This window comes from Lysinibacillus sp. GW823-FHT02G10, from assembly GCF_058797135.1.
On sequence record NZ_JBXAJI010000001.1, the window covers coordinates 336,498 to 361,604 of the forward strand.

The window sequence follows — 25,107 nt, forward strand, 5'->3', positions numbered from 1 at the left end:
CATTCTCCGCCAAACATGACTTTACTATACTAAGTGTATATCAGAGATTTTATGTTGGAGGAATTTCAATGCAAAAGATTAATGGACTGCTATTTTTAATGCTACTACTAGCAGGTATATTGGGAGGTTGTCATAAATCGCCTGCTGAAAGTAAGGGGTTAACTACAGAAGACATATCTTCATCAGCAGCTAATGTAGAAGAAACTGCGTGGCCTAGAACCATTAAAGATGCCCTAGGTAAGGAATTTGTAATCGAGAAAAAACCAGAAAAAATTGTTTCATTATGGTATTTTTACCCTGAAATTTTAGTTGCATTAGGTGAGCCACCTGCAGCTTCTACTGATAAAGAATATTTATCCACTTTGTCTTATTTAAACGGTAAGCTAGATTCAACAGAGGAATTAGGCGATAAATTGTCTCCTAGTATTGAAAAAACGCTATCGATTGGTCCTGATTATATTTTAGCAACAGAACATCATGAAAAATTGTATGAATCCCTAGAAAAAATCGCCCCAGTCATTACGTTGCAATCACAGGACATCTACGAAGACTGGCAATATGGACTTCGCACAGTAGCCAAGATTATCGGAAAAGACGATGAGGCGGAAAAAGTAATTGATAAAATGATGAAAGATATCTCAACAGGACGTGAAGCATTAAAGTCAATTCAAGGAGAGTCTGTAGCGCTTATTTTGTCTTGGGACGGAAAAACGTTTAATGTTCTTGGTGAAGATAACCCTGTTTATACACTTGCTTTCGATAAAGAAAAGGGTTTGGGTCTAACACCAGATCATACATTTAAGGGGAATAATAATCAATTCGCTGCATTTGAAGGCATCTCAACTATTCAAGCAGACCATATTTTCCTTATCGGTGATATTACAAAAAAGGAAGCATTAATGAGTGAGTTAAATCAAAGCAATGTCTGGAATAATATGAATGCCGTAAAAAAAGATAATATTCATTTAATGGATACTTCCGCTATTACTGGAGGTCCATTAGCTATCGAGTACGCTTTGCAAAATATAACAGAAGCCTTACAAAAGGACGAATAATAGGAAAAACCTTTTCCAAAAGTAAATAAGGAGAGATGAATATGCAAGATCAAGTTATCAATATAAATGAGAAATTATCCGAATTAAAGGAGCTTTGGTCACCGAAAATTATTGGTGAAATACACGATTTTCAATTCAAAGTGGTGAAGATTGCTGGGGATTTTATATGGCATGAACATCAAGGGGCTGATAAGGTATTTATTGTGCTCGAAGGGGAGATGTTTATTGCTTTTCGGGATGGTCAGGTGAAAATATCCAAAGGTGAGATGTTTATTGTTCCTGGAGGAGCGGAACACATGCCCTTTGCTGAAAAGGAATGCCATATTATGCTTGTGGAGCCTAAGGTCATGTAGGCATTACCAGAATAACAAAAAGAGATAGATGATTTTTTATCTTACCCCTTTAGATTAATCTAAAGGGGTATTTACCTTGGTAACAATTCGTTATTAAGCTAAACCACCATTTACGAAGATTACTTGTCCATTTACCCAACGTGCTGGTCCTGCTAAAAAAGAAACAACTTCTGAAATATCCCTAGGTTCTCCTAGTCTTTCTAATGGTACAGCATTTGCTAAATTATGAATCTGTTTTTCATCTTTTCCATGGAAGAACAAAGGTGTTGCCGTTGGTCCAGGAGCTATTGCATTAACAGTTATATCTTTTCCTCTTAATTCACGAGCTAGAATCATTGAAATAGATTCAACAGCTGCTTTACTTGCTACATAAGCACCATAGTTTGGAAATTGGCTACGAGTGACAGAGGTTGAGAAATTAATTATGGAGCCACCTCTCCTTACTCGTTGTGCAGCTAATTGTGAGATAACAAATGTACCTCTGATGTTTGTGCGATGCATTTTATCTAAATCATTTAAATTCAAATCTGCAATTGGACTAAGTAACATGATTCCTGCTGTATTTATCACGACATCTATACCACCAAAAGCGGTTTCTACTTGGTCAAAAGCCATATTCATTTCTATTTCATTTGCTACATCACCTCCCACACTTATAGCATGTCCTTTATCAGCTAATATTTCTTCAACTAATTCGTTAGCCTTTGATTCACTTGAAGAAAAGTGAACGCCAACTGCATAACCTTCCTCTACTAATTTTGCTACAACAGTACGTCCTATCCCTCCAGATCCGCCTAATACCAAAGCAACACGTTCATACATTTCTTTCACCATAAAATTCATCCTCCACAATCCGTTATTAAAAGTTACAATTTTTTGATTTTGTAACTTTGTTATTGTATATTACACATGTTATAGTTAAATTGTCAACAAAATGTAACTATGAGAAGCGAAAGGAGTATATTTAATGGCTATTCTTTCAGAAGAGAAGATTTTTTCTACGGCTGAAGCAATTATTTTAAGCAAAGGTATAAATAAAACAACATTATCAGATATTGCAAAGATGCTAGGCGTAACACATGCTGCGCTTTATAAACACTATAAGAATAAGGACGATTTGCTCCAAAAGCTTGCCCTTAAGTGGTTGGATAATACTTCTAAAGATTTGTTTGAATGGAGTCCTAAAAAAGGCGTTGATGCGGAAATCGCTTTACATGATTGGCTATGGCTTCTTCACGTCACAAAAAGAAATCTGTATCAAAATCATCAAAAAATGTTTCTGTTGTATACAAATTATATAGAAACAAATAAAGATTTAATTAAAGATCATCTCCAGCATCTTGCTAAAAAAGTTGAAGAAATTAGTGGTTGGGAAAATAAGGGGATGGCAGTTATTGTAGCTTTTACTTACTTCCATAATCCTTATTTTGCTGAACGGTGGAATCAGGGGGACCATCTACATTTGTTTGAACAGGTTTGGTCTGTTGTTAGTAGATCTCATTAAGTCTTGATCTTTCAAAGTAAGTACTGCTTGTTGTGCTTTTATGATCAAAATTATAAAACGGATGGGGAAATAAGTATTTCCCCAATCCGTTTCTTTTTATTATTAGATTCAGCTAAGGCAATCTATTTCTTTATGGAAGATAGGATAATGTGGTAAATGAAGAATTTGCAATCAAAGCATTCAGATACTCAATTGAATATTTCTAACGAGGCATAAATGGATAATAGAATCTAGATGTAATTTCAGGAGGATAAAAATTTATGATTCTGTATATCATTATATCGAAAAAATAATGAAATCGGATTAGATTAAAAAAGGAATTATTTGTAAATTTAATTGAAACAGCTACTTTTGCCGTTAAAGGTTATAGTATTTCTAAATTATAGAAATTTTTTATGAAAAGATTCCCTGTATAACCAATGCAGTATTAAAATTACCTTATTTTTAGCGTTTATTTATTGGTAATGAAGTTATATTATTGTCTTGTAAAGCAAATTACAGTTTGATTGGGATATTTAATCATGAAAAATTTAGAAGATTGCTTTACATATAATTGGTTGAATTATTATTTGTGGGAACGATTTATACATATTTTTATAATTTTATAATTAAATAGCGCGATAATATTGTTCTCACAGAATAATATAATTTATTAAAATTCTGGAGGAATATACTATGACAAAACAAAACAAAGGTCGTAAATTTTTCGCAACTACAGCTACAGCAGCACTTGTAGCATCAGCAATCGTACCAGTAGCATCAGCTGCGGAATTTCAAGATGCAGCTAGCATTTCATCTTGGGCAAAAGAAGCTGTTCAATTTTTAACTGATAAAGGCTACATCCAAGGCGATGAAAAAGGAAACTTCAACCCAGCTGGTACACTTACTCGTGCAGAAGCGGCTGAAATTTTATCAAAAGCATTAGATTTAAAAGCTACTGGTACTGAAGATTTTTCTGATGTTAGTGAAAATGATTGGTTCTATAATGCAGTACTTGCAACTTCACCAGAATTATTTGATGGTATGGGCAATGGTAAATTTGAGCCTAAAGCTCAATTAACAAGAGAACAAGCTGCTAAAGTCATCGTTCAGGGCTACCAATTAACAGGTAAAGCAGATCTTAGCCAATTTGCAGATGCTTCTAAAGCTTCTAAATGGGCTGTATCTTACTTAGAAACAGCTGTAGAAAATGGTGTAATCAATGGTAAAGGCTCTTTATTAGCACCACAAGATAAAATTAGCCGCGAAGAATTCGCTACAATGGTAAAACGTACGATTGACGCAGTTCAAGAAGTAACACCAGCTGTAGAAGCTGTAAAAGGACTGAATGCAAAAGAACTTGAAGTGAAATTCAACACAGCTGTTGATGCAAAAGATGCAGCAATCACAACAAAATATGCTGTTGAAGGTGTAGCAATCACTAACGCAGTAGTATCTGAAGACGGTATGACAGTTACGTTAACAACTGATAAAGAGGTAAAATTAACAAATGGTAAAGTAACTGTAAAACCAATTAAAACAAAAGGGGATGCTAAAGTTCTAACTGAAGAGTTCAACAAATTAATCACATTTGCAGATACGACTCCTGTAAGCGTTAATTCTGTAGAAGCTAAAGGTACTACAGCTGTTATCACTTTCGACGAGCCTGTACAAAGTGAAGGAACAATCAGCTTAAATGGTACAGAACTATCAAAAGATCGCTATACTTTATCTGGTAAGAAATTAACAATTACTGGATTAACAGCAGAACAATCTTACAAAGTAGACATTGTTGGTGCAACTGACTTCGCTAATAATATCGCAAATCCTATCGCAGTTAACTTCACAGTTTTGAAAGCAGACGTTGATAATTCAAAACCAACTGTTTCTACAGCAGTGAATGGTACAGAAATTACGTTTGATTTCTCTGAAGAATTAATGAAACAAAATCTTAATGCAGATGCAGAGACTAAAGAATATGCAAAAGTAACAGTAGGATCAACTGTATTCTATTTAACAGATGCTGATATTAAAGATACAGAGGATAAAACTGTATTCACTATTGATGCTAAATCTGCTTTAGGTACAGCTACATTCATTAATACAAACATTAAAGTAGAAGGACAAAAAGATTTAGCTGGTAATGTAGGTGATGCATTTGAGTTCAATGCTATTCTTTCAAAAGATTTAACACCTGCTACACTTGTTTCTACTGCTACTAAAATGTTAGTAGCTGATGATGTAAATGCTACTACAGACGTTGATGCATTATACCTTACTTTTAGTGAGCCAGTAAAAGTAGAAGGAAAATTAACTGTTAAAACACAAAATGGTATTGCTTACACTACTGGAAAAGAAACAGCAGTAAAAGCAGATGCAGGTTTCGATGTAGATGGTAACGGTAAAATCGAGGGTGCAGAGAAAAACACTGTAAAAGTTGACATTGATCTAGATAGCAATTCAACATACACTTTCGAGTTATCTGCTAAAGCAGTAACAGATTTAGCTGGTAATGTAACTGCTGATACTGTTACTTTCAATGTAACAACAGGCGTATTTGAAGCTACACCTGAAACACCAACAGATTCATTAGTATTCGGCGCTACTCCAGTTGTTGTAACTGACAATAACGTATTCACAGTTGAGTATGCTAAAGATGTGACTGCAACAGCTACAAATGCTGCTAACTACACACTTGGAGGAAAAGAACTTCCTGCAGGTACGCAACTTCAGTTTGTAGATGGTACTAAGAAAGTAAGATTCACTTTACCAGAAGGTTCTATCACAGCTAATGGTAATTATGTACTTGAAGCTAGCAATGTAGTAGATACAAAAGGTAACACGCTTAAAGGTGGAAAAGTGACAACTCAAGTAGCACTTAAAGAAAATATTGTTCCTGTTGCTACTAAAGTAACTGCAGTAGATAGCAAAACATTTACAGTAGATTTCTCTGAAAATATTGCTGATCAAGCTGCTCCAACAGGTGTTACTGTTAAAATTGCAGGATCAACTGTAGAACTTGCTTCTATTACAGTAGCTGGTGGTAAACTTACTGCGACAACTAAAGCTGACTATGCATTAACTGACAGCATTGTAGTTGAATTCAAATCAACAAACCTAGTTGATGCTAATAACAACAAAGTAAAAGACGGTTCTATTGCAAAATAATTAAATCGTTCATTGAAAAGCCCTGTGGAGATTTCCACAGGGCTTTTTTAGTGTTTAAATAAGATCATGCTAATAGGAGAGAAAGACCTGCGAGAGGTTGATTTCCGTTCCGCCAGCGTCCTTTCCAGGGGGCGTCCGATGAGCCGCTGTGTTCGCTCCAGGGTCTCCTCTGAGACGTTAAATCCCCTAGGAGTGACGCTGGTTCCACTCCAATCAACCATTCTGCAAAAGTGTTTTTTCCTTATTTTTCATACTAGCAGAGCGATCAAAATAGCCCATGATTTGCATGATTAGAAAAAGGATAGGTTTTTATTTTCAATGTAGAGAAGTGATGCGTGACAACACCTCTTCATAAACCTTCACTTTATTTGAAAACCTTTGCTAAAAAGGTAACACTTTTGTGGGGGAGGGCAACTTGACTCCCGAGGGATAGCAAGACAGGCAAAACGCTAAACGGAGTGGTAGCGGAGGAAGCAATTCGGCGCTCGCCCACAGGAAAGTAAGTAGCCTGCAACGGAAATTCATTTTCACTTTTTATTGATTGTTTTTTAACACTATGAAACCCCTTGGTAGATTTCCACAGGGCCTTTTTAATTAGTTTCTTCTTATTTAATAATGCACCTCAGAAGAAACATTAGTATTTCAGTAACGGTAAGCACAAAATAACAGGTTCTCAACTAAATATACACAGCCAGTTGACGGAAACAAATCGACGACTGGCTGTGCATAATGAACGGCTATTTGTAAGGGAATTTACTCGGGATAGGCCCAAAGGCAATCCAATGGTACTTAAAGAATCTGCCCATCAATAGCACGACCATCCATGGAACGAAGAGTGCAAAGATAAAGCCCCCAATGCTCCAAAGATGATACAGAATACTATTACCACCAGTACTTAATTGTCTATAAAGGAAAAGGAAAAATGGATGCAATAGATAGACGCCAAATGATACTGTTCCTAGATTGATTAAGCCATTTACAAAAGCATGGTTCCATTTATCATAGATCCAGAAAGAAAGCTGTAATAAGACAATACAGGCTGTTAAAGATTGTAGCTGAAAAACTAGCTCAAATATTGTGCTGTTCACTATATAGGTTTGTGATGTATAAACAAAGTAATATAAATAAACATTATATATAGTAGAAATTAGCCAAATACACCACACAAAAAGTATCTTGATAGGAAAATTTTCTTTTTTTAGTTGAAGCCATCCTTTGTATTTTTCAAAATAAATCCCTAAAAATGCCCCTGCTAAGAAATAAAAGAGATAGGAAAAAGCGATACTCCCTCTATAGGGATACTGCCATAACTCAGCGTTTAATAGAATAAAGACCCATTGAAGAACGAACCCAATCCAAATTAAATAAGGAGATAGTGCTGGTTTTTTCTTTAAAATATATAGGAATAATGGGAACATAAGATAGAATTGAACAATAATAAAAATATAGTATAGATGCGTATACGCTTTGCCTAATAAAAGTTTTTCTAGAAATTCGATACTAAATAGAGAACGCCATGTGTCTACTAAATCATGTGTCACATAAAATTGCATTGCTGCATAATAAAAAATAGAAAAAAAGAGATAAGGAATGAGTATTTGGGTCACTCTTTTTTTATAAAAATGAATGATAAGCTCCTTTGTTAAATCCTTTTGTATATAATTGTAAAATAATACAAAGCCACTTAAAAAAATAAAAGCAGGGACAGCGAATTTAGGGGAGATATTGAAAAATACATAAAATGGATATAATTTTGAGTCACTAGATAAAGCCGTTACAGGTGTACTAGTAGAATGAATAAGAAGAACAGCTAGAATGGCTAAAGCCCGTGTAATAGCTAATTCATTAATATGTGCTCGCTTCATACGATCATCTCCAAAGTATTAATTATAGTATTGAATTCCCGGAATACTGCCTACATACTCTATTGGTATGCTTGTTAGTACAAATTTAGACAAGCTTTGTTGCCTAAATTTGTCTAAAGGAAACAAGTGGGTTGTTCATGAGCTACTATAAAGCGCTTTTATGTCAGGGAGATGTCAACAATAAAAAAAGCTACCACGCTCGCTTTGCGTAGTAGCTGTATGTTGTTATTTGCCATCTAGAATTATTTTCTGGGAAATAGAATAAAGAAGGAAGCTTAATTAAACTCCTTATAATGCAACAAGGATTCTACCTCTTGCTTGACCCTTCAGTAAAATAGGTAAAACATCAGGAAGTTGTTGTAGTGTTACCTCTTGCTGAATAAAATCATTAAGGTTTGCTGGTTTGAAATCAGTCGCTAGTCGATGCCAAATGTTCAATCGAATGTCCATTGGGCAATAAACAGAATCAATTCCAAGTAAACTCACGCCTCTTAAAATGAAGGGAAATACACTTGTAGGAAGCTGTGTACCTGCCGTTAAACCACTACATGCAACAGCCCCACCATATTGAATTTGGCTTAATAATGAGGCAAGTGGCTCTCCACCAACAGAATCAACAGCAGCAGCCCATTTTTGTTTGCCTAATGCTTTAATTTTTCCATCATAAACCTCTTCACGATTTACTATTGTAGTAGCCCCGAGTGATTGTAAATATTCATGTTCAGATTCTTTTCCTGTGCTCGCTTCAACTTGATAACCCAGTGTTGAAAGAATAGATACAGCAAAGCTACCTACACCTCCTGTAGCCCCTGTCACAAGAATTTTCCCCTTTTCAGGATGAATACCATTTTCCTCTAACTTTTGAACAGATAATGCAGCTGTAAATCCTGCAGTACCAATTACCATAGCCTCTTTAAGGGAAAGTCCTTTTGGAAGCGGTACAATCCATTGCGCTGGGATGCGGGCATATTCACTAAAGCCACCAAAATGGGAAACACCTATTTCATAGCTAGTCGCAATGACCTCGTCACCAATTTTAAAGCGAGAATCCTCAGAAGAAACAACAGTCCCAGCTAAATCAATGCCAGGAACAAAAGGATAAGACGTAACGATTTTACCATCAGGAATAGAGGCAAGACTATCTTTATAATTAATACCTGAATAACTAACTTTAATTAATACCTCACCCTTTGGTAGATCTTCTAAAGTTAACTTGTTCACTTTCACTGTAAATGCATCATCTTTATTGACTACTAACGCACTAAAATTTTCTGCCGTCATCGTAAACGTCCCCCTACAATTTTATTCCATTAAACAGTATCAAAATTATTCTGACCGGTCAACATAAAATTGGATTGTTGCTACTCTTCATGTATAATAACTTCTATCAAGTCATCGGAGGCTCCTATGAAAAAGAAAGAGGAAGAACGTAAAAAACAGATTATGAAAGCAGCCTTTAACGCTGTTTCACAATTAGGTTATGATAAGGTTACACTACAAGACATAGCCAATCATGCCAGTGTCTCAAAAGGGGTAGTTCATTACTACTTTACAAGCAAACAAAACATTTTATTAGAATTACTTGAATCCACTACGAACAAAATCTACAGCTATGAAATACAGGAAATAGGCAAGCATCAAACAGCTATAGACAAGCTTCATGCCTACTTAAATGCTGTATTTGTATCGCCTATAGAAAATAAAAAATTTTACAGGGTTTATTTAGACTTTTTAGCTCAGGCAAATAGCAATGAAGAGTACAAAAGAATTAACTTAAAATTTTATGAGAATTGCTGGGGAATTGGACAAGAAATTATTGAATTAGGAAAAAGAGAAGGTGTCTTTAGTTCAGACATTGATTCCTTAACCTATGCAAAAATGATGAGGGCAATGATTGATGGTTCATTAATTCAGTGGTTAACCTGCGATTTAGAAGAACAACATAAATTTTATAAAGAAACCTGTTTGAATAGTATTGTGCGATTATTAAAATAGGCAATTGAAAAGCCTTATTACTATTGTAGTAAGGCTTTTTTTTGCCGTAAAAAAGAAGAATAATTGAATGATTTTGGAAAATATTTATTAACATATTGCATTTATAGATAAAATTACCGTCAAAATTTTCGGAAAAAACTATAAAAAAAGAACAGTTTTAATATTTTGTTTAGTAATTTTTTACAAAAATACGCACTTAAAAGGAAAAAAATGTTTTGTTATGCATTGAAATAGCGTTTATGCAATCGTTTATACAAGAATAAATCTATGTTTTTAATAATTTAAACTGTATAAAAATTTAAAATAATGTCGAGTTGAGTCAATGTTGCAATTTCTTTATACTGTGAAAGTAATTATTGGAGAGGAGAAAACATCATGAATAAAGAAGTGACAATTATTGGGGTGCCCATGGATTTAGGTCAAACAAGAAGAGGCGTAGACATGGGACCAAGTGCTATCAGATATGCGGGGGTAACTGAACGACTTGAGAGACTTGGTTATTCGATTTACGACGAAGGGGATTTAACTATTGACCTCGTACACGAAGATAAAGACGCAGAAGGAAAGACAAACTTAAAAAATTTAAAAACTGTCACAGAAAGTAACGAGAAGCTAGGCCAAAAAGTAGACCATGAAATTTCTTTAAACCGTTTTCCTTTAGTTTTAGGTGGAGACCATAGTATTGCTATTGGAACATTAGCAGGAGTTTCCAAGCATTATGAGAATCTAGGTGTTATTTGGTATGATGCCCATGGCGATTTAAATACTGGTGAAACATCTCCTTCAGGAAATATCCATGGCATGTCTTTAGCTGTAAGCTTGGGCCTTGGACATCCAGCACTTACAAATATCGGAGGTTATGCTCCAAAGGTAAAGCCTGAAAACGTTGTTATCATTGGTGCTCGAGATTTAGATCCTGGAGAAAAAAAGCTTATTAAGGAAATTGGTATTAAAGTATACACGATGCATGAAATTGATCGTTTAGGAATGACGAAAGTAATGTCAGAAACGATTGACTATTTAAAGGAGCGCACAGACGGTGTTCACCTATCATTAGATTTAGATGGACTGGATCCAAATGATGCACCAGGTGTAGGCACGCCAGTAGCAGGTGGTATTAGCTATCGTGAAAGTCATTTAGCTATGGAAATGCTGTCAGAAGCAAATATTATTACTTCAGCAGAATTTGTTGAGACAAACCCTGTATTAGATCAATACAATAAAACGGCTATTGCTGCGGTAGCTTTAATCAGCTCACTATTTGGCGATACATTACTTTAAGCCATGAATAGAAGTCATTTTGTATCCCAGAAGGAAGAACTTTTCTTAAAAAATTAGGTCGCGACAACCAACTATAAGAAAATAGCTCTCCCTATAGTAAGTTTACAATACAATTTAGCTATTCAATAGCCTTTATTTTGTCAGAAAATTGACAGTTCATAAAATATATAAAACAGTTTATCTATTAACATTCAAATTTTAGATTGTTATCTGTTTTGTACGAAAAAAAGAAAGTGCTTACACAGATAATGAATGTAAGGAGTTTTTTATGGCAGCAGAACAATATGAATTAAAAAGAAGTATGAAAGCAAGACACTTATTTATGATTTCACTTGGCGGATGTATTGGAACTGGTTTCTTTCTTGGATCAGGCTACACGATTAACCAAGCTGGGCCAACTGGTGCCATCCTAGCTTACTTAGTAGGCGGAGCAGTTATGTATTTAACAATGCTATGTTTGGGTGAATTGTCTGTTGCTATGCCGGTATCAGGTTCATTCCAAACGTACACAACGAAATTTATCGGTCCTGCTACTGGTTTTGCCGTTGGATGGCTATACTGGCTAGGTTGGGCAGTAACTGTTGCTCTTGAGTTTTTAGGGGCTGGACAACTAATGCAAAGATGGTTTCCTGATTCACCAGTATGGATGTGGTGCCTAATATTTGCAGCACTACTCTTTGTATTGAATGGTTTATCAGCAAAAGCATTTGGTGAAGCAGAATTTGTCTTCTCCAGCATTAAGATATTGGCAATTATTATGTTCCTTGCGGTTGGTGGAGCAGCTATGTTTGGGCTAATCGATATGAAAGATGGAACAAATGCCCCTTTCCTTACTCATTTTTATGAGGGTGGATTGTTTCCTAATGGTGTAACAGCACTGCTTATTACAATGATTACCGTGAATTTTTCATTCCAGGGTACAGAATTGATTGGTATTGCTGCTGGGGAGAGTGAAAATCCTGAAAAGACTATCCCTAAATCTATTAAGCAAACTGTTTGGCGTACGCTGTTCTTCTTTGTGTTATCCGTATTTGTACTTGCAGCAATGATACCAATGGATAAAGCAGGGGTGGTGGAAAGTCCATTTGTAGTCGTATTAGATAGCATAGGTATTCCATATGCAGCAGATATTATGAATTTTGTTATCCTAACAGCCTTATTATCTGTCGCAAACTCGGGTCTTTATGCTGCAACACGTATGCTGTTTTCACTATCTGTCGAAAAGATGGCAAGTCCCGTTTTAGGGAAAGTTAATAAAAGAGGTATCCCAATGAATGCATTACTAATCACACTCGCTGTAGCAGGTCTGTCTTTACTGTCAAGTGTATTTGCTGCTAATACAGTCTTTGTGTGGTTATTATCTCTAGCAGGCTTAGGTGCACAAATTGGTTGGATTGCGATTACAGCATCTCAAATTGCATTTAGACGCTCCTATATACGCCAAGGAGGAAAAGTAGAGGATTTAAAATTCAAAGCGCCGCTGTATCCAGTGATCCCTATTTTAGGTTTATTAGCGAACTGTATTGTTATGGCAAGCTTGGCTTTTGATCCAGCTCAACGTTTAGCACTCTACTGTGGTGGAGCATTCTTCATTGGTTGTTATATCGTTTATTATTTAAAAGTGAAAAAAGTGACGAATTTAGAAATAAACCAACAAGAAGTCCAATTAAAATTAAATCAAAAAATATATCTTTAATATCAAAGAGTAGCTACTTACATGGCTACTCTTTTCTTCATAGAGAAGCAACAACAAAGACGTATTTAACAAAGAATAGTTCCAATAATAAGAGAAAAAATTTATTGTTTTTCGATAAATAAATATTGAAATAAGATAATTTATCATTTATTCTTCATACAAGAAGCAATTTAATTATGAACAAGTTCATTTGAGGTGGATTCATGTTGAAGAATTTTATTAAAGACTTAGGAGTCTTTACGTATCATCAATCATTATCTTGTATTTTTCCCGTTGTGATATTTGCTACACTTGCACTCTCTAAAGCCATTCAAATACCTGGGGTAGGAAGATATGACTTTATTCTGGCAATCTGTCTATTGACTCAGTACTTGATGTATAAATTTGGTTTAGAAACAAAGGATGAAATAAAAGTCATTTGCTTGTTTCACATTATTGGGCTCGTGCTCGAACTATATAAAGTGAATTTCAATTCATGGTCATATCCTGAAGAGGCGTGGACAAAAATAGGGTGTGTGCCTTTATATAGCGGATTTATGTATGCGAGTGTAGCAAGTTATATTTGCCAAGCTTGGCGTAGGTTTGATTTAAAAATTGTAAGCTGGCCAAAAAGTTATGTAGCTATTCCACTTGGAGCCATTATCTACTTGAATTTTTTCACACACCATTTTATTTATGATTTTAGATGGCTGTTAATGGCACTACTATTTATTGTGTTTTATCGTACTGTTGTAAAATTTACAGTACGGAACAAAGTCTTTAAAATGCCCATCGTTGTATCGTTCTTTTTGATTGGCTTTTTCATTTGGATTGCTGAAAATATTGCAACGTTCTTTGGAGCATGGTCCTATCCAAATCAAGAGGTGTCTTGGTCGATTGTTCATTTTGGTAAAATCAGTTCATGGTTTTTACTTGTAGTCATTAGCATTATGATTGTTGCGCAACTTAAACTATTCTATCGTAATGTAGGTGAAAATTTGGAGAAGAAATCATTCAATATATGACATTCATTTGTAGAACTAGAGAACTTCTAAGAAAATAGTATGGGCTTTTGATAAACTAGTATTTTTACCTTGTACCCATGCCCTTTCATCAAACTGTCCCTTTTTTAACGTGCAATACTGCTGTAGACTCCTTTTTAGAAGAGGATAGGGGGAATGATAATGGTAACAGATATTCGGATGATAAATAGAGCTTGTACAGATGAAAAACAAATTAAACAATTATTAGAAGGCGCACAAACTGCATTTCTTGGTTTGGTAGATCAACATATGCCATATGTTATTCCGCTAAATTATGTTTACAAAGACGGAAGTTTTTATTTTCATGGTGCCAACGAAGGAAGAAAAATAGATATTCTAACAAATAATCGGAATGCATGTATCACAATAAGTGAAAATTATGGAACAATGGTAGACCCTATTCCTGCTAAGACTGATACGGCTTATATAAGTGTAGTAGCAAATGGTTTGGTGGAATTTGTTACAGATTTAAATGAAGCTACTGCTGCTATGCAGGCAATGCTTGATAAATATGTACCAGATTATTACCAAGCACCTTTATCAAAAAAGCATATCGAAAAATATCAGTCATCTTTAGGGAGCAAAACGCTTGTTCTCAAAGTGAAACCGACCAGTATAACTGTAAAAGAGAATAAATTAAATAAACAAATGCTATATTACGCAGGTAGAGTGGTAACACAGGATATGAGTCGAAAATCTACTACTACAGCAATCAATCCAACAAATTAATTACCAGAAAATGCGAGGCTTGGGATATAACCTAAGCCTATTTTTGATGTAGTAATAGTTCATTATGAAGCTATCTATGATTTTGTTAATATAAACTTATTAAAAGTAGAGCTGGAAAGATGTTTTCATCTAACTACCCTAATAATAGATATAGTCATGCGTAAGTGCTATAATGCCTGTGAAAAATCATTGGAAAACAAGTGGGGAGAAGGAGAGGGCAATACAGTTGAATATATTAGTTGTTGACGATGAAAAGGAAATTGCAGATTTAATAGAACTTTACTTAAAAAATGAAAACTATCATGTATTTAAGTTTTATACGGCTCAAGAGGCTTTGGCATGTATTGAGCATGAGAAAGTAGATTTAGCTGTTCTGGATATTATGATGCCTGATATAGATGGGTTTACTATTTTACGAAAAATCCGAGAAACACTAAATTTTCCAGTGATAATGCTTACGGCAAAGGAAGAAGAAATCGATAAAATAAATGGATTTTCTCTGGGAGCAGATGATTATATAACAAAGCCATTTCGTCCATTAGAGTTGGTTGCTCGTGTAAAGGCACAAATACGAAGGTTTACTTTCTACAACCAAGGTTCGAAGCAACAGGAAGATATCATTGATTTTGCTGGCTTGGTGATTAATAAAAACACACGACAAGTCTTTTTAAATGAAAGGTCCATATCCCTTACACCTACGGAGTTCGCTATTCTTTGGTATTTATGTGCAAATCGAGGGACAGTTATTAGCTCAGAGCAATTATTCCAAGAAATTTGGGGGGAAAAGTACTTTAGCAGCAATAACACGGTAATGGTTCACATTCGACATTTACGGGAAAAAATGAAGGATGCTGCGGAGAACCCAAAGTATATTAAAACGGTTTGGGGAGTGGGGTATACCATTGAAAAATGAGTTTGGCAAACTGAAAAGGAAAATGGTTCTACAAATTATTTCGATACTTGTCATCGCTAGCATCATAGGCTTTTTTATTAATTTTGCATTTATTGATGGGGTCTTACAAGCTCCCTTTGCAGATGCTTTTATTGCTTTTTGTGAAAATGTCTTGCAACTTGATTATTATGCTGCAAGCAATGCCTATCATGTGTTATTTCGACAAAATAAATCGCTTTGGCTTGCGATAGGATTTATTTTATTATTATTGATTATTTTCTATATCGCCTTGTCTCGATTTACCCGATATTTTCATCAAATTAGTTCAAGTATTACCATGCTTGCTGATGAGTCAGGGAAGGAAATTGAGCTCCCAGCTGAACTCGATTTTTTGGAAAAAAAATTAAATAACGTGAAATATAAATTAGAAAAGCGTGCAAGGGATGCACAAGAAGCTGAGCAACGAAAGAATGATTTAGTTGTCTATTTAGCGCATGATATTAAAACACCTTTAACATCCATTATTGGCTACTTAAGTCTTTTAGATGAAGCGAGGGATATGCCGGTAGAGCAGAAAGAAAAATATGTGACGATTACATTAGATAAATCTTATAGACTGGAACAACTAATCAATGAATTTTTTGAAATAACCAGGTTTAATTTACAATCCATCATTTTAGAGAAAGATTCTATTCCTTTACAACATATGTTAATGCAAGTGGCCGACGAGTTTTATCCATTGCTGGCACCAAAGGGTCAAAAAGCCATCGTCAAATTAGATGAAGATATTACTATCTATGCAGACGGTAATAAGATAGCAAGGGTATTTAATAATATTTTAAAAAATGCAATTGCCTACAGTGATCCAAATAGTACAATTGAAATTAGTGCGCAAAGCGAAAATAATCAGACATTTATTTCGTTTACGAATACAGGGAAGACGATCCCTCCTGAAAAATTAAAAATGATATTTGAAAAGTTTTACCGCTTAGATAGTGCAAGGTCTACCCAAACAGGAGGTGCTGGGCTTGGTTTAGCCATTTCTAATGAAATTGTACAGGCCCATGGCGGAACCATTACCGCAACTTCTAGTAATGATACAACCGTATTCACCGTGATGATTCCAACCAATTCTTAAGAAACCTTAAGAATTCACTAATAGTAAGTTAAAAATAAGCTCCTTTTTTTATGGTTGAATAAAAGCATAAAGAGAAGGAGTTGTTTTTATGTTCAATAGAAAAGGTATATTGAGTTTATTGTTCTTATCCATACTGATTTTCGTTTATTTACTATTGAAAGAATCGCCAATGACTTTACGTCAGGAAATAGATCATGCACCAAAAGTAGTACAAACAGCCAGTCAGCATATGCTCGATCTTGATATGTACAGTTCGAATGCAATTTTAGTGAATTTGGATGAAAATCAAATTGTTTTAGATAAAAAAAGTGAGGAAAAGATTTATCCTGCTTCTTTGACAAAAATGATGACGGTTCTAGTCGCGATAGAGCAGATCTCCAATTTACAAGAAGAAATCATTTTACCTAAACATATCTTTCGGGATTTATTAGAGGAAAATGCGTCAGTGGCGGGCTTTCTCCCAAATGAAAAGCTGACAGTAGAAGATTTGTTGTATGGCTCTATGTTGCCATCAGGTGCAGAGGCATCACTAGGTTTAGCTGAATATGTTGCGGGGTCAGAACGTGGATTTGTGAAACTGATGAACGAAAAGGCGCAGCAGCTAGGCATGAAAAATACGCACTTTGTGAATACAACTGGACTCCACCATTCAGATCATTATACAACTGTAAAGGATATGTCTTTACTTTTACAATACGCCTTAACAAACGATGATTTTCGAAATGTTTATACAGCAGAAAGATATTCTATAAAATCAACAAACCTTCATCCGGAAGGCATTACTTTTACCAGTCGCATGTTTCAGCATATGACGTCAAGTGCATTGCCAGGAGGGGAAATTTTAGGTGGAAAAACTGGCTATACAGAAGATGCAGGCTTATGTTTAGCAAGCTTAGCCCTTATAAATGGACAAGAATATGTGCTAGTGACAGTAGGAGCGGACGGCAGCCCTAGAACGGAGCAATATAATATTACCGATGCCATTTCGGTATATAGTCAATTATAACTAGCCCTAATAGTGTGTGATTAGAGAATAATTCATTTTCTAGTCACACTTTTTTGTAGTTCTAAAAATAATAGAATGGAATAATAGATGGGAGATTCCATATAAGTCTCTATAAACCAACGTGTTGTTGGTATGGCAGAAATAATTTATTAATTTTAATCTTCAGAAAAATGATATATAGTAAATATGATCAAATACATTCATCTTTAAGGAGGATACTATGGGGAGATTAGTTCATTTTGAAATTCATGTAAGTGATATGGATCGGGCTAAGGATTTTTATGGGGAAGTTTTTGGATGGTCATTTCAGGACTGGAGTGAATATGCAGGCATGCCTTATTTCGGTGCCGTGACAGGTGAAGATGGTGAACTTGGCATTAACGGTGCTTTAATGCAACGCCAAGGGCCTCCACCAGAAACAAACCAAGCGTTGAATGGCTTTGCTTGTACAATGGGTGTTGAAAGTTATGATGTAACGGAAGCAAAAATTCTTGAAAACGGGGGCAAAGTAGCCATGCCAAAGTACGCATTACCAGGAATGGCATGGCAAGGCTATTATATTGATACGGAAGGCAATGTATTTGGTATTCACCAGCCCGATAAAAATGCCAAATAGTATTGAGGGGTAAATCGCTCTAAGAAGGAGGGAACCCGCTCTTAAAAGTGTGAGAGCCACTCCAATGTAGTGAAAAACCCACTCATTAGCAGTTGAAAGCAGTAAGACCTATGTTCGAGAAAACGAGCATAGGTCTTTTTTGATTATCTGATAGGTAAATGGGGAGATTTGTAAATATATAATGTTTTATTTTGGTAAATTTGGTATCGTTGAATGAGGTAATTTATCAAATGATACATAGTATGCAAGGAGAAATAGCAATGAAAAAAAGAAGCTTTATGTTATTTTTATTCGCACCAATATTGATTTTAGCATCTTGTAGTAGTGAGGACGAAAGTGTTACTGCTAATGAGAAAAAGTATATTTCATCGATACAGAAAAAGGAGGTCTATGAGATTCAACAGCCTGCAAAAGTCAATATTGCTAGAGGTTCAATCATCAATAATATGAATAATGCTTTAAATATTAATGAAATTGAAAGAGGACTCATGAATTTATCGGTGAATTATTTCTCAACTGACAAGTTTTATATGCAGGAAGGTCAATATCTGGAAGAGAAAATGATCAGCCAATGGTTAAGTAGAAAAACAGATGAAGGTATTGGGTTAAATCCAGCCATTGAAACTAGAAGTGACAATGTGTTAGAGGATGAAAAAAAGTATCCTTTGATTCTCTCACATGTGTTAGAACAAAATTTTATTAATAAAGAAAATAACAAAGTAGAGGGACTATCGATCGCGATCTCGTTAAATGAATTTTATGATATACGAGTTTCCGATGCCAATGGTTTAATTTACACAGGCCAAGTGAAAGTAGACCAAAATGATGATGATATCAACGATGTTAAAAATTATGGGAAGGAAGTAGCTAAAAGGATTCTTGAGGATATTAGAAAAAATGAAAAATATCCGAGAGTCCCTATTTATTTAACTTTATATCAAGAATCTAATATAAACGATATTATTCCAGGCATATTTTTAGCTGAAACCTTTATTCCTAAAGATACAGATACCATAACAAAATGGTTTGATATAGATAAAAAGCATTATATATTCCCATCAGATGCTTTATATAGTTTGGACCAAAATATGTATAATAAATTATTAATTTTTAAAGAGGATATTCAAGGTGGATTTAAACATTTAAATCCTAAAATCATGGGAAAACTTCGTTATGAAGATGGCAAATTAACAGATATTAATCTAGAAATACACGTACCACTGGTTAATGATATTGAATTAATTGGCTTGTTACAGCTCACTAGTACAAAAATAAATACAATTTTATTTGACTATATCCCCATCACCATTCGGGTAATCGATCAGAAGCAGGATGTTGGAATTGTTCTCTGGGACCCAACGGAAAAACAAATTTTTGCATCACCTATTTGAATAGAAAAAAGCTAAAGGGTGAAGCTCCATATTAAATTTCGTAACTTGTATTTATATCTACTGTAATTGAAGAACCATCATTATTATCAAATTTCATGAACCATTGACCAGCTTGGCTTGCATCCAACTCGTAAGTTGAAGTAAATGATTGTCCAGATTTAATGATCTCTCCGTCTATCCAAACCGTTCCATTAGGTGCAGTTAATATAAACCTAATAGATTGTGAGCTGTTATTTTTCACATAAATTTGAATTGTATCAGTGCCATTACTAGGTGCTTTAAAATTAAAGCTCATCGAACCCTGACCAGTTGGAAAGGTAGAAGACGTTGTAAGAAGAGAATCATCACTTTTTTCAGCTGTGGGGGTAGAATAAGATTCCTCAGCAGAAGCACCAAGGTTCGGCGGAATAGATGGTTGGAGTATAGGATCTTCTATAAAAGATGCTCCACCAATTGGAAATATAAAAAGAGTAACTATAAATAAAGAGGTAAATTTTCTCATGATTCCTCCGCTTAAATATTTTTGAATTATCTCAATAATACCTTTATTTAACTTTATAGTAAATATTAGTTTGGTTGCTTATTTTTCATTTGTTAGAGGACCTTCAAAAACTTAATAGACATTCATTGCAATCTCTGCCATGAATGATTATTATGAAAATGATAATCGTTATCAATTAAAAAGAAGGAGAGTAGCAATGAAAAGACACCTTATTATTGGAATGCATTTAGCTGTTTACGGTAATCATGGCAAACAGGGTGCCTTGATAGAAGAACATATTGCATTTGCGCAGCGTGCTGAAGCAGTGAAATTAGATTTTGTATTTAAGGCGGATTATTTAACAGCTCATCCAGAATTAATGGCTAAAATGAAAGGAACAGTTGGCTTAGACCCTAACTTTTTAATGGCGATGGTGGCAAGAGAAACGAAACAGATTGGCTTAGTAACAACGATTTCCACATCCTTTACGCCACCTTATCTGATTGCGCGTCAATTGCAGTCCTTAAATTGGATTAGCGAAGGACGAGTTGGATGGAATATCGTAACCTCTATAGATGGCGCCCATAATTTCAGCAATGAGCCCATGCCTTCTTCCGAGGAGCGTTATGCTAAAGCGGCAGAATGTACAGCGGTGGTCAAGCAGCTATGGCATAGTTATCCCTATGAAACATTAGAAATGGATGGGAATTTAGAGAAAATAAAAGAGCTTGTTAAGCCAATTGAGTATGAAGGAGAATTTTTCCATATAAAAGGTCCCTTAAATCTCCCAATGCATCCAGCAGGAGAGATTCCACTCTTCCAAGCAGGAGCGTCGGATGTTGGGCGGCAATTTGCGGCTACTGTTTCCAATGCGATTTTTGCGGCTACACCAGTCATGGAGGTGGGTATTGAGATGCGTAATGATTTGCGTCAGCAGGCTATAGAAGTAGGTCGTTCAGCCGACGATATTCGCTTATTACCCGGACTCTATTTCTTTATAGGGGATACATATGAAGAAGCACTCGAAATGCACCGACAAGCACATGCACATTTAACACTTGAGCGGCGCTACAGTGCTTTAGAATCTGTGATTGGCATGGATGTTCGTCATTTGGCACTTGAAGATCAGGTAACGGTTGATATGCTGCCATCAAAAGATCAGCAAGTACGTAGTAAAACACATGCAGATTTGGTACGTCGTTATATTGTAAACAATGAACCAACAGTCGCAGTATTGTTAGCACGCCCAGAGGTAATTGGCTCAGCCCACCTTGTAGCAATCGGTACACCACAGGATATTGTCGATCAAATCGTTACTTTTTATGAAGAGGGTGCATTAGATGGCTTTATTGCCATACCAGGCGGACCTGCGAAATCTTTGGATTTGTTCTTTAGCGATGTTATTCCCATGTTAGTAGAGCGGGGTTTATTCAGAGCTGAATATGAAGGTAGCACATTACGTTCCCATTTAGGCTTAGATGTGCGATCCCCCATTAATAGCTGAAAAAGGGCAAGCCATAAGCTTTGCCCTTTTATTGCTAGAAACTCATTCGAATATTAATAGGATAAAGATAAGGTGATTCAGGTTGTTCGATTGTTACCCAATCATCAATATGGATAACAGGTAAGCTTGCACCTTCATATGTTGTTTGACTAATTGTACAGACCACTTCAATCCATGTATCTTCTGTGAGTGTAGGAGCGTCCGAAAACTCTGTCAGAAAGCCGACAATACTGGCATCGGCGACGCAATGCGTAATAAGAAATCTTGAAATCACTAGTTGCTTTTCTGTAAAATTTTCTTCTTTTAAAACAAAGCCCTTCAACTGTATTTTCTTCCCCAAATAGTTAGCCAAATTTTGATTAATTTCTTCATAATAAATCGTGTAGTCCTCATCGGTCATTTTTAGCATGGATTGTTGGGATAGCTGTTGCTTTAATTGCTCATATTGTTTTTTTGTCCTTTCCTGTTTTTCCTCTGTCAGTCGGGGATCAGCTTCATGTTCATCATAGATGTTTTCATCAATCGTTTCATTTGAAGTGAGGTAATCCTCTATTTTAGATGATTGATTTTGCTGGGTGAGAATAAATGCACCACCTTTTTTATCAGCGATGGATGCATCTAAAATTTTTGCTGGCACGAAGAAGCCTGTCATTATTGGTGTCATGATAATGAGGTAGGCTATCATTTTTTTTCGGGTAAAGGCTGTGTGACCATGGTCGTGATGGGAGCAGCATGCTTGTCCCGTTTGATCACATGAGTGGGGAACCTTTGAAAAAGATATAATTCTTGTCACTTGAACAAGAAATAGTATAAAAAATAAAATGGCGGCTGTTTTACTCAGCCCTTCATATTTAGGGTTGATAAATTTTGTTAGTTCTCCGGTCCAATGCAGGTTGGCAATCATAGCCGAAAAGGCGAGTAACATGAAGGCTCTTAGCGCTTGTTGAACGTGAAATTTCATAGTTTTCCCCCTTAGAGATACGCTGAAAGAATCCATATACTAATGTAGACAACTGTAGCCACTAAGGCGATTAACCAAAAAACAAATTTTAAACGAAATACGCTCATCAACATAATGGTATTTTTCAAATCGATCATAGGGCCAAAAATAAGAAAGGCTAGAATGGATGGAGTGGAGAAAATAGCACTAAAGGATGCGCCAATAAAGGCATCTGCCTCAGAGCAAAGTGACAGAATGAAGGCTAAGCCCATCATAACTAGAATGGAGGAGGGTTCACCTTCTCCAATGGCTACGAGTGTTTTGGTAGATATATAGGTTTGTACAAAGGCAGCTAAAAATGCCCCGATAATTAAGTATTTACCCATATCAAAAAATTCATCGATGGCATGTTTGACCATATTTAATAATTTGGTGAAGAAGGATGTTTGTTGACTAGGGAATGTTAATGAGTAGGGCTGTAAAGAGCTCTTAAATTGGGAGCCTTTAAAAAATAAGCTGATAAGTAATGCTACTACAATAGCGATGACAAAGCCAACAAGCATTCGAAGGCTCGCTATTCTTAAATCATTTCCAAATGCCATATAAGTAGAAAGAATAACAACGGGATTAATAAGTGGACCAGTTAACATAAAGCCTATAGCTGCATGTATAGGTACGCCTTTGACAATCAATCTTCTAACAATCGGAACAATCCCACATTCACAGGCTGGAAATAATGCACCTACAAGACAACTCATGATAACTGCCATCACAGGGTTTCGAGGAATCCACCTTTGGATATGTTCCTCTGTTATAAAAATCTGAATAAAGCCAGCAATCAGTATTCCAATTAAGACAAATGGTAATGCTTCAATTAAAATACTTAAAAATATCGTATTTAAATTGAGTAGAGAGGAACTAAGGTCGTTTAAAGCTGAGACGTTGTATAACAGTAGTGGTAGCATGCCTAGGAATAAAATGAAGAGCAACCAAAAATTCAATACATATTTAGAAAAATGGAGACGTTCCACATATACCTCCTTAAAGTGTAATGGTTACGTTTTAATTCAAGATATGACATAGATGATATTGTTAGTACTTCAAAAAAGGAAAGAGAAAGTAAAAATTGATTTCTACCATCTTTTTACTTTCCCTCTATATCGAATTATTTATGAGAATACTTAGTTCTATATTGTTTAGGGGTAATTCCCGTAAATTTTTTGAAAACTTTAATGAAATAGCTTTGATCTGTGAAATTAAGTAATGAACCGATGTCTAGGATTGGATAGTTGGTAAATGTTAAGAGTTTTTTCGCCTCATCAATCCTTTGCTGCTGAATATATTCACTAAAGGAAGTACCTACTTCCTTTTTAAATAAGGAGGAAAGATAATTGGGGCTTAGGTGGCAAATTGCTGAAAGTTGGTCGAGTGTTAGATCCCCATACAACTCATTTTCAATAAAATGGATACAGGTAGTAATGGGTCCAGAATACTTCCTTGTATTTGCCTGTGATACACGGCTTGTATAGTCGTAAATAGCTTCCTCCATTAACGAAAGAATTTCGATTAAACTGTTTTGATCCTCTAGCTTTTGAATGTAAAAATCATTTAATGTAAAGGCTGTTTCTTCATTTAAACCACCCTCAATTGCTGCACGGCAAATAAGTGCAATGCCTGTAATCATCAAATATTGAACACTTCTTAAATTATTGCGTTTTGATAGTATTCCAAGTTCTGCTTGCTCAACAATGGAATAATTCAAAACTTCATTTAGTTTCTCTATACGCCCATTTTTCACATTGTCTAACAATATTTTTTCATAGTAAAGATTTGTATGAACAATATCATTTCTTCTTGCATAGGAGAGCTCAAGCGTAGTATTTTCCTCATGACGAATGAGAGGTCTTAATGCTTGGTTGTGATAAATGACAGCAGATTTATTTAATTTCCTTTGATAGATGGCGTAATACACAAATAAACTAATGGCTAAACTTTGTTGATAATGAAGAATAGGAATCAGCTCTTGATTAACACTTGTCTTTATGTCTTCCACTTCTGGAGAAAGGGAAGGGCCAACTACAATTGCACCTAAATATTGATCCTCTTGCTGCACATTAATATAGAAAAAATTAAACTCAGCATAAGAGAAAAAAATTGGATAGGCATTAGAATCTTTATGGTAAGGATATGTTTTCAATTGTTCCTTTAAAGAAATGTAAGATGGATTATTTGTTGATGAATAGTCAAAGATTATTTTTCCTAATGAATTAATATAAGTGACTGGAAGATGATGTGTTTCATAGATTAATTGGCTGATGTATTGAAGATCAATAGTGTTAATTTTCATGTTCCTACACTCCAGTTCGTAATAATTCTATTAAAATGAAAGCATTTACATTTTTATTGGATAGACATTGAGAAAGTACTATTTTGTGTAGAATAATACAATAAATAAAGGAGAAGTAGCAATAAAATAGACAGTGACTTTAAAA

22 protein-coding genes are annotated in these 25,107 nt (G+C 35.2%); 15 read left to right on the plus strand and 7 right to left on the minus strand.

The annotated features are described in order from the left end of the window. Positions 1-68 precede the first annotated feature (68 nt). Together AC1RFD_RS01710 and AC1RFD_RS01715 are read left to right on the plus strand one after the other, a co-directional pair. Positions 69-1,055, plus strand: coding sequence for an ABC transporter substrate-binding protein (locus tag AC1RFD_RS01710; RefSeq protein ID WP_485598589.1), 987 nt, complete (start codon positions 69-71; stop codon positions 1,053-1,055). A 41-nt stretch (positions 1,056-1,096) separates the two neighbouring features. Then, positions 1,097-1,408, plus strand: coding sequence for a cupin domain-containing protein (locus AC1RFD_RS01715; protein ID WP_048391149.1), 312 nt, complete (start codon positions 1,097-1,099; stop codon positions 1,406-1,408). A 93-nt stretch (positions 1,409-1,501) separates the two neighbouring features. On the opposite strand, the gene AC1RFD_RS01720 is transcribed toward AC1RFD_RS01715, so the two are convergent. After that, positions 1,502-2,242, minus strand: coding sequence for an SDR family oxidoreductase (locus AC1RFD_RS01720; RefSeq protein WP_288582212.1), 741 nt, complete (start codon positions 2,240-2,242; stop codon positions 1,502-1,504). Positions 2,243-2,375: 133 nt separating this feature from the next. On the opposite strand from AC1RFD_RS01720, the gene AC1RFD_RS01725 reads away from it, so the two are divergent. Then, positions 2,376-2,912: a TetR/AcrR family transcriptional regulator gene (locus AC1RFD_RS01725; RefSeq protein ID WP_048391146.1), complete on the plus strand. Its 537-nt coding sequence runs from the start codon at positions 2,376-2,378 to the stop codon at positions 2,910-2,912. Positions 2,913-3,587: 675 nt separating this feature from the next. Continuing rightward, the gene (locus tag AC1RFD_RS01730; RefSeq protein WP_288582210.1) at positions 3,588-6,059 is read left to right on the plus strand and encodes an S-layer homology domain-containing protein; all 2,472 of its coding nucleotides are present in this window, start codon (positions 3,588-3,590) and stop codon (positions 6,057-6,059) included. Positions 6,060-6,796: 737 nt separating this feature from the next. Here AC1RFD_RS01730 and AC1RFD_RS01735 read toward each other — a convergent pair. Together AC1RFD_RS01735 and AC1RFD_RS01740 are read right to left on the minus strand one after the other, a co-directional pair. Then, positions 6,797-7,924, minus strand: coding sequence for an acyltransferase (locus AC1RFD_RS01735; protein ID WP_281216762.1), 1,128 nt, complete (start codon positions 7,922-7,924; stop codon positions 6,797-6,799). 288 nt (positions 7,925-8,212) lie between these two features. Continuing rightward, entirely contained in the window at positions 8,213-9,205 is a 993-nt protein-coding gene (locus tag AC1RFD_RS01740) for an NADPH:quinone oxidoreductase family protein (protein ID WP_054550664.1), read from the minus strand. Positions 9,206-9,331: 126 nt separating this feature from the next. On the opposite strand from AC1RFD_RS01740, the gene AC1RFD_RS01745 reads away from it, so the two are divergent. The 10 genes from AC1RFD_RS01745 (at position 9,332) to AC1RFD_RS01790 (ending at position 19,690) form a co-directional block, all read left to right on the plus strand. Beyond that, on the plus strand, positions 9,332-9,919 hold the full coding sequence (locus AC1RFD_RS01745; RefSeq protein ID WP_054550665.1) for a TetR/AcrR family transcriptional regulator: 588 nt from the start codon (positions 9,332-9,334) through the stop codon (positions 9,917-9,919). Positions 9,920-10,294: 375 nt separating this feature from the next. Further along, complete coding sequence (gene rocF, locus AC1RFD_RS01750; protein WP_054550666.1) at positions 10,295-11,200, plus strand: arginase; 906 nt, start codon at positions 10,295-10,297, stop codon at positions 11,198-11,200. Positions 11,201-11,468: 268 nt separating this feature from the next. After that, positions 11,469-12,896, plus strand: coding sequence for an amino acid permease (locus tag AC1RFD_RS01755; RefSeq protein WP_004232450.1), 1,428 nt, complete (start codon positions 11,469-11,471; stop codon positions 12,894-12,896). Between the two features lie 203 nt (positions 12,897-13,099). Beyond that, complete coding sequence (locus tag AC1RFD_RS01760; protein ID WP_288582202.1) at positions 13,100-13,900, plus strand: DUF817 domain-containing protein; 801 nt, start codon at positions 13,100-13,102, stop codon at positions 13,898-13,900. Between the two features lie 159 nt (positions 13,901-14,059). Next, the gene (locus AC1RFD_RS01765; RefSeq protein WP_066038246.1) at positions 14,060-14,647 is read left to right on the plus strand and encodes a pyridoxamine 5'-phosphate oxidase family protein; all 588 of its coding nucleotides are present in this window, start codon (positions 14,060-14,062) and stop codon (positions 14,645-14,647) included. A 220-nt stretch (positions 14,648-14,867) separates the two neighbouring features. Further along, positions 14,868-15,560 (plus strand): VanR-ABDEGLN family response regulator transcription factor, encoded by a 693-nt coding sequence (gene vanR / locus AC1RFD_RS01770; RefSeq protein ID WP_199768326.1) that lies wholly within the window; start codon positions 14,868-14,870, stop codon positions 15,558-15,560. Then, complete coding sequence (locus AC1RFD_RS01775) at positions 15,496-16,677, plus strand: sensor histidine kinase (protein ID WP_054550669.1); 1,182 nt, start codon at positions 15,496-15,498, stop codon at positions 16,675-16,677. Before vanR ends, AC1RFD_RS01775 begins: the two co-directional genes overlap by 65 nt. Before the next feature lie 88 nt (positions 16,678-16,765). Next, complete coding sequence (locus tag AC1RFD_RS01780) at positions 16,766-17,683, plus strand: D-alanyl-D-alanine carboxypeptidase family protein (RefSeq protein ID WP_054550670.1); 918 nt, start codon at positions 16,766-16,768, stop codon at positions 17,681-17,683. Positions 17,684-17,903: 220 nt separating this feature from the next. Beyond that, positions 17,904-18,299 carry a VOC family protein gene (locus AC1RFD_RS01785; protein ID WP_048389675.1) on the plus strand — a complete coding sequence of 132 codons (396 nt, stop codon included), beginning with the start codon at positions 17,904-17,906 and terminating at the stop codon, positions 18,297-18,299. Between the two features lie 260 nt (positions 18,300-18,559). Next, positions 18,560-19,690 carry a CamS family sex pheromone protein gene (locus tag AC1RFD_RS01790; RefSeq protein WP_288582199.1) on the plus strand — a complete coding sequence of 377 codons (1,131 nt, stop codon included), beginning with the start codon at positions 18,560-18,562 and terminating at the stop codon, positions 19,688-19,690. A 31-nt stretch (positions 19,691-19,721) separates the two neighbouring features. Here the strand turns inward: AC1RFD_RS01790 and AC1RFD_RS01795 are convergent, their stop codons facing one another. After that, positions 19,722-20,192 carry a hypothetical protein gene (locus AC1RFD_RS01795; RefSeq protein ID WP_054550673.1) on the minus strand — a complete coding sequence of 157 codons (471 nt, stop codon included), beginning with the start codon at positions 20,190-20,192 and terminating at the stop codon, positions 19,722-19,724. A gap of 220 nt (positions 20,193-20,412) precedes the next feature. Between AC1RFD_RS01795 and AC1RFD_RS01800 the strand changes: the two genes are divergently transcribed. Beyond that, on the plus strand, positions 20,413-21,675 hold the full coding sequence (locus AC1RFD_RS01800) for an NtaA/DmoA family FMN-dependent monooxygenase (RefSeq protein ID WP_492474868.1): 1,263 nt from the start codon (positions 20,413-20,415) through the stop codon (positions 21,673-21,675). Positions 21,676-21,709: 34 nt separating this feature from the next. On the opposite strand, the gene AC1RFD_RS01805 is transcribed toward AC1RFD_RS01800, so the two are convergent. The 3 genes from AC1RFD_RS01805 to AC1RFD_RS01815 form a co-directional block, all read right to left on the minus strand. Further along, entirely contained in the window at positions 21,710-22,636 is a 927-nt protein-coding gene (locus AC1RFD_RS01805; RefSeq protein WP_492474439.1) for a TIGR03943 family putative permease subunit, read from the minus strand. Positions 22,637-22,647: 11 nt separating this feature from the next. Then, positions 22,648-23,646 carry a permease gene (locus AC1RFD_RS01810; RefSeq protein ID WP_326140480.1) on the minus strand — a complete coding sequence of 333 codons (999 nt, stop codon included), beginning with the start codon at positions 23,644-23,646 and terminating at the stop codon, positions 22,648-22,650. A 134-nt stretch (positions 23,647-23,780) separates the two neighbouring features. Then, complete coding sequence (locus tag AC1RFD_RS01815; RefSeq protein ID WP_492474440.1) at positions 23,781-24,962, minus strand: AraC family transcriptional regulator; 1,182 nt, start codon at positions 24,960-24,962, stop codon at positions 23,781-23,783. Positions 24,963-25,107: the final 145 nt, after the last annotated feature.

What these genes read in the sequence shown, in the direction of transcription:
- AC1RFD_RS01710 (WP_485598589.1), top strand. Translation starts at nt 69, where the DNA reads ATGCAAAAGATTAATGGACTGCTATTTTTAATGCTACTACTAGCAGGT.
- AC1RFD_RS01715 (WP_048391149.1), top strand. Translation starts at nt 1,097, where the DNA reads ATGCAAGATCAAGTTATCAATATAAATGAGAAATTATCCGAATTAAAG.
- AC1RFD_RS01720 (WP_288582212.1), bottom strand. Translation starts at nt 2,242, where the DNA reads ATGGTGAAAGAAATGTATGAACGTGTTGCTTTGGTATTAGGCGGATCT.
- AC1RFD_RS01725 (WP_048391146.1), top strand. Translation starts at nt 2,376, where the DNA reads ATGGCTATTCTTTCAGAAGAGAAGATTTTTTCTACGGCTGAAGCAATT.
- AC1RFD_RS01730 (WP_288582210.1), top strand. Translation starts at nt 3,588, where the DNA reads ATGACAAAACAAAACAAAGGTCGTAAATTTTTCGCAACTACAGCTACA.
- AC1RFD_RS01735 (WP_281216762.1), bottom strand. Translation starts at nt 7,924, where the DNA reads ATGAAGCGAGCACATATTAATGAATTAGCTATTACACGGGCTTTAGCC.
- AC1RFD_RS01740 (WP_054550664.1), bottom strand. Translation starts at nt 9,205, where the DNA reads ATGACGGCAGAAAATTTTAGTGCGTTAGTAGTCAATAAAGATGATGCA.
- AC1RFD_RS01745 (WP_054550665.1), top strand. Translation starts at nt 9,332, where the DNA reads ATGAAAAAGAAAGAGGAAGAACGTAAAAAACAGATTATGAAAGCAGCC.
- rocF (WP_054550666.1), top strand. Translation starts at nt 10,295, where the DNA reads ATGAATAAAGAAGTGACAATTATTGGGGTGCCCATGGATTTAGGTCAA.
- AC1RFD_RS01755 (WP_004232450.1), top strand. Translation starts at nt 11,469, where the DNA reads ATGGCAGCAGAACAATATGAATTAAAAAGAAGTATGAAAGCAAGACAC.
- AC1RFD_RS01760 (WP_288582202.1), top strand. Translation starts at nt 13,100, where the DNA reads ATGTTGAAGAATTTTATTAAAGACTTAGGAGTCTTTACGTATCATCAA.
- AC1RFD_RS01765 (WP_066038246.1), top strand. Translation starts at nt 14,060, where the DNA reads ATGGTAACAGATATTCGGATGATAAATAGAGCTTGTACAGATGAAAAA.
- AC1RFD_RS01775 (WP_054550669.1), top strand. Translation starts at nt 15,496, where the DNA reads ATGCTGCGGAGAACCCAAAGTATATTAAAACGGTTTGGGGAGTGGGGT.
- AC1RFD_RS01780 (WP_054550670.1), top strand. Translation starts at nt 16,766, where the DNA reads ATGTTCAATAGAAAAGGTATATTGAGTTTATTGTTCTTATCCATACTG.
- AC1RFD_RS01785 (WP_048389675.1), top strand. Translation starts at nt 17,904, where the DNA reads ATGGGGAGATTAGTTCATTTTGAAATTCATGTAAGTGATATGGATCGG.
- AC1RFD_RS01790 (WP_288582199.1), top strand. Translation starts at nt 18,560, where the DNA reads ATGAAAAAAAGAAGCTTTATGTTATTTTTATTCGCACCAATATTGATT.
- AC1RFD_RS01795 (WP_054550673.1), bottom strand. Translation starts at nt 20,192, where the DNA reads ATGAGAAAATTTACCTCTTTATTTATAGTTACTCTTTTTATATTTCCA.
- AC1RFD_RS01800 (WP_492474868.1), top strand. Translation starts at nt 20,413, where the DNA reads ATGCATTTAGCTGTTTACGGTAATCATGGCAAACAGGGTGCCTTGATA.
- AC1RFD_RS01805 (WP_492474439.1), bottom strand. Translation starts at nt 22,636, where the DNA reads ATGAAATTTCACGTTCAACAAGCGCTAAGAGCCTTCATGTTACTCGCC.
- AC1RFD_RS01815 (WP_492474440.1), bottom strand. Translation starts at nt 24,962, where the DNA reads ATGAAAATTAACACTATTGATCTTCAATACATCAGCCAATTAATCTAT.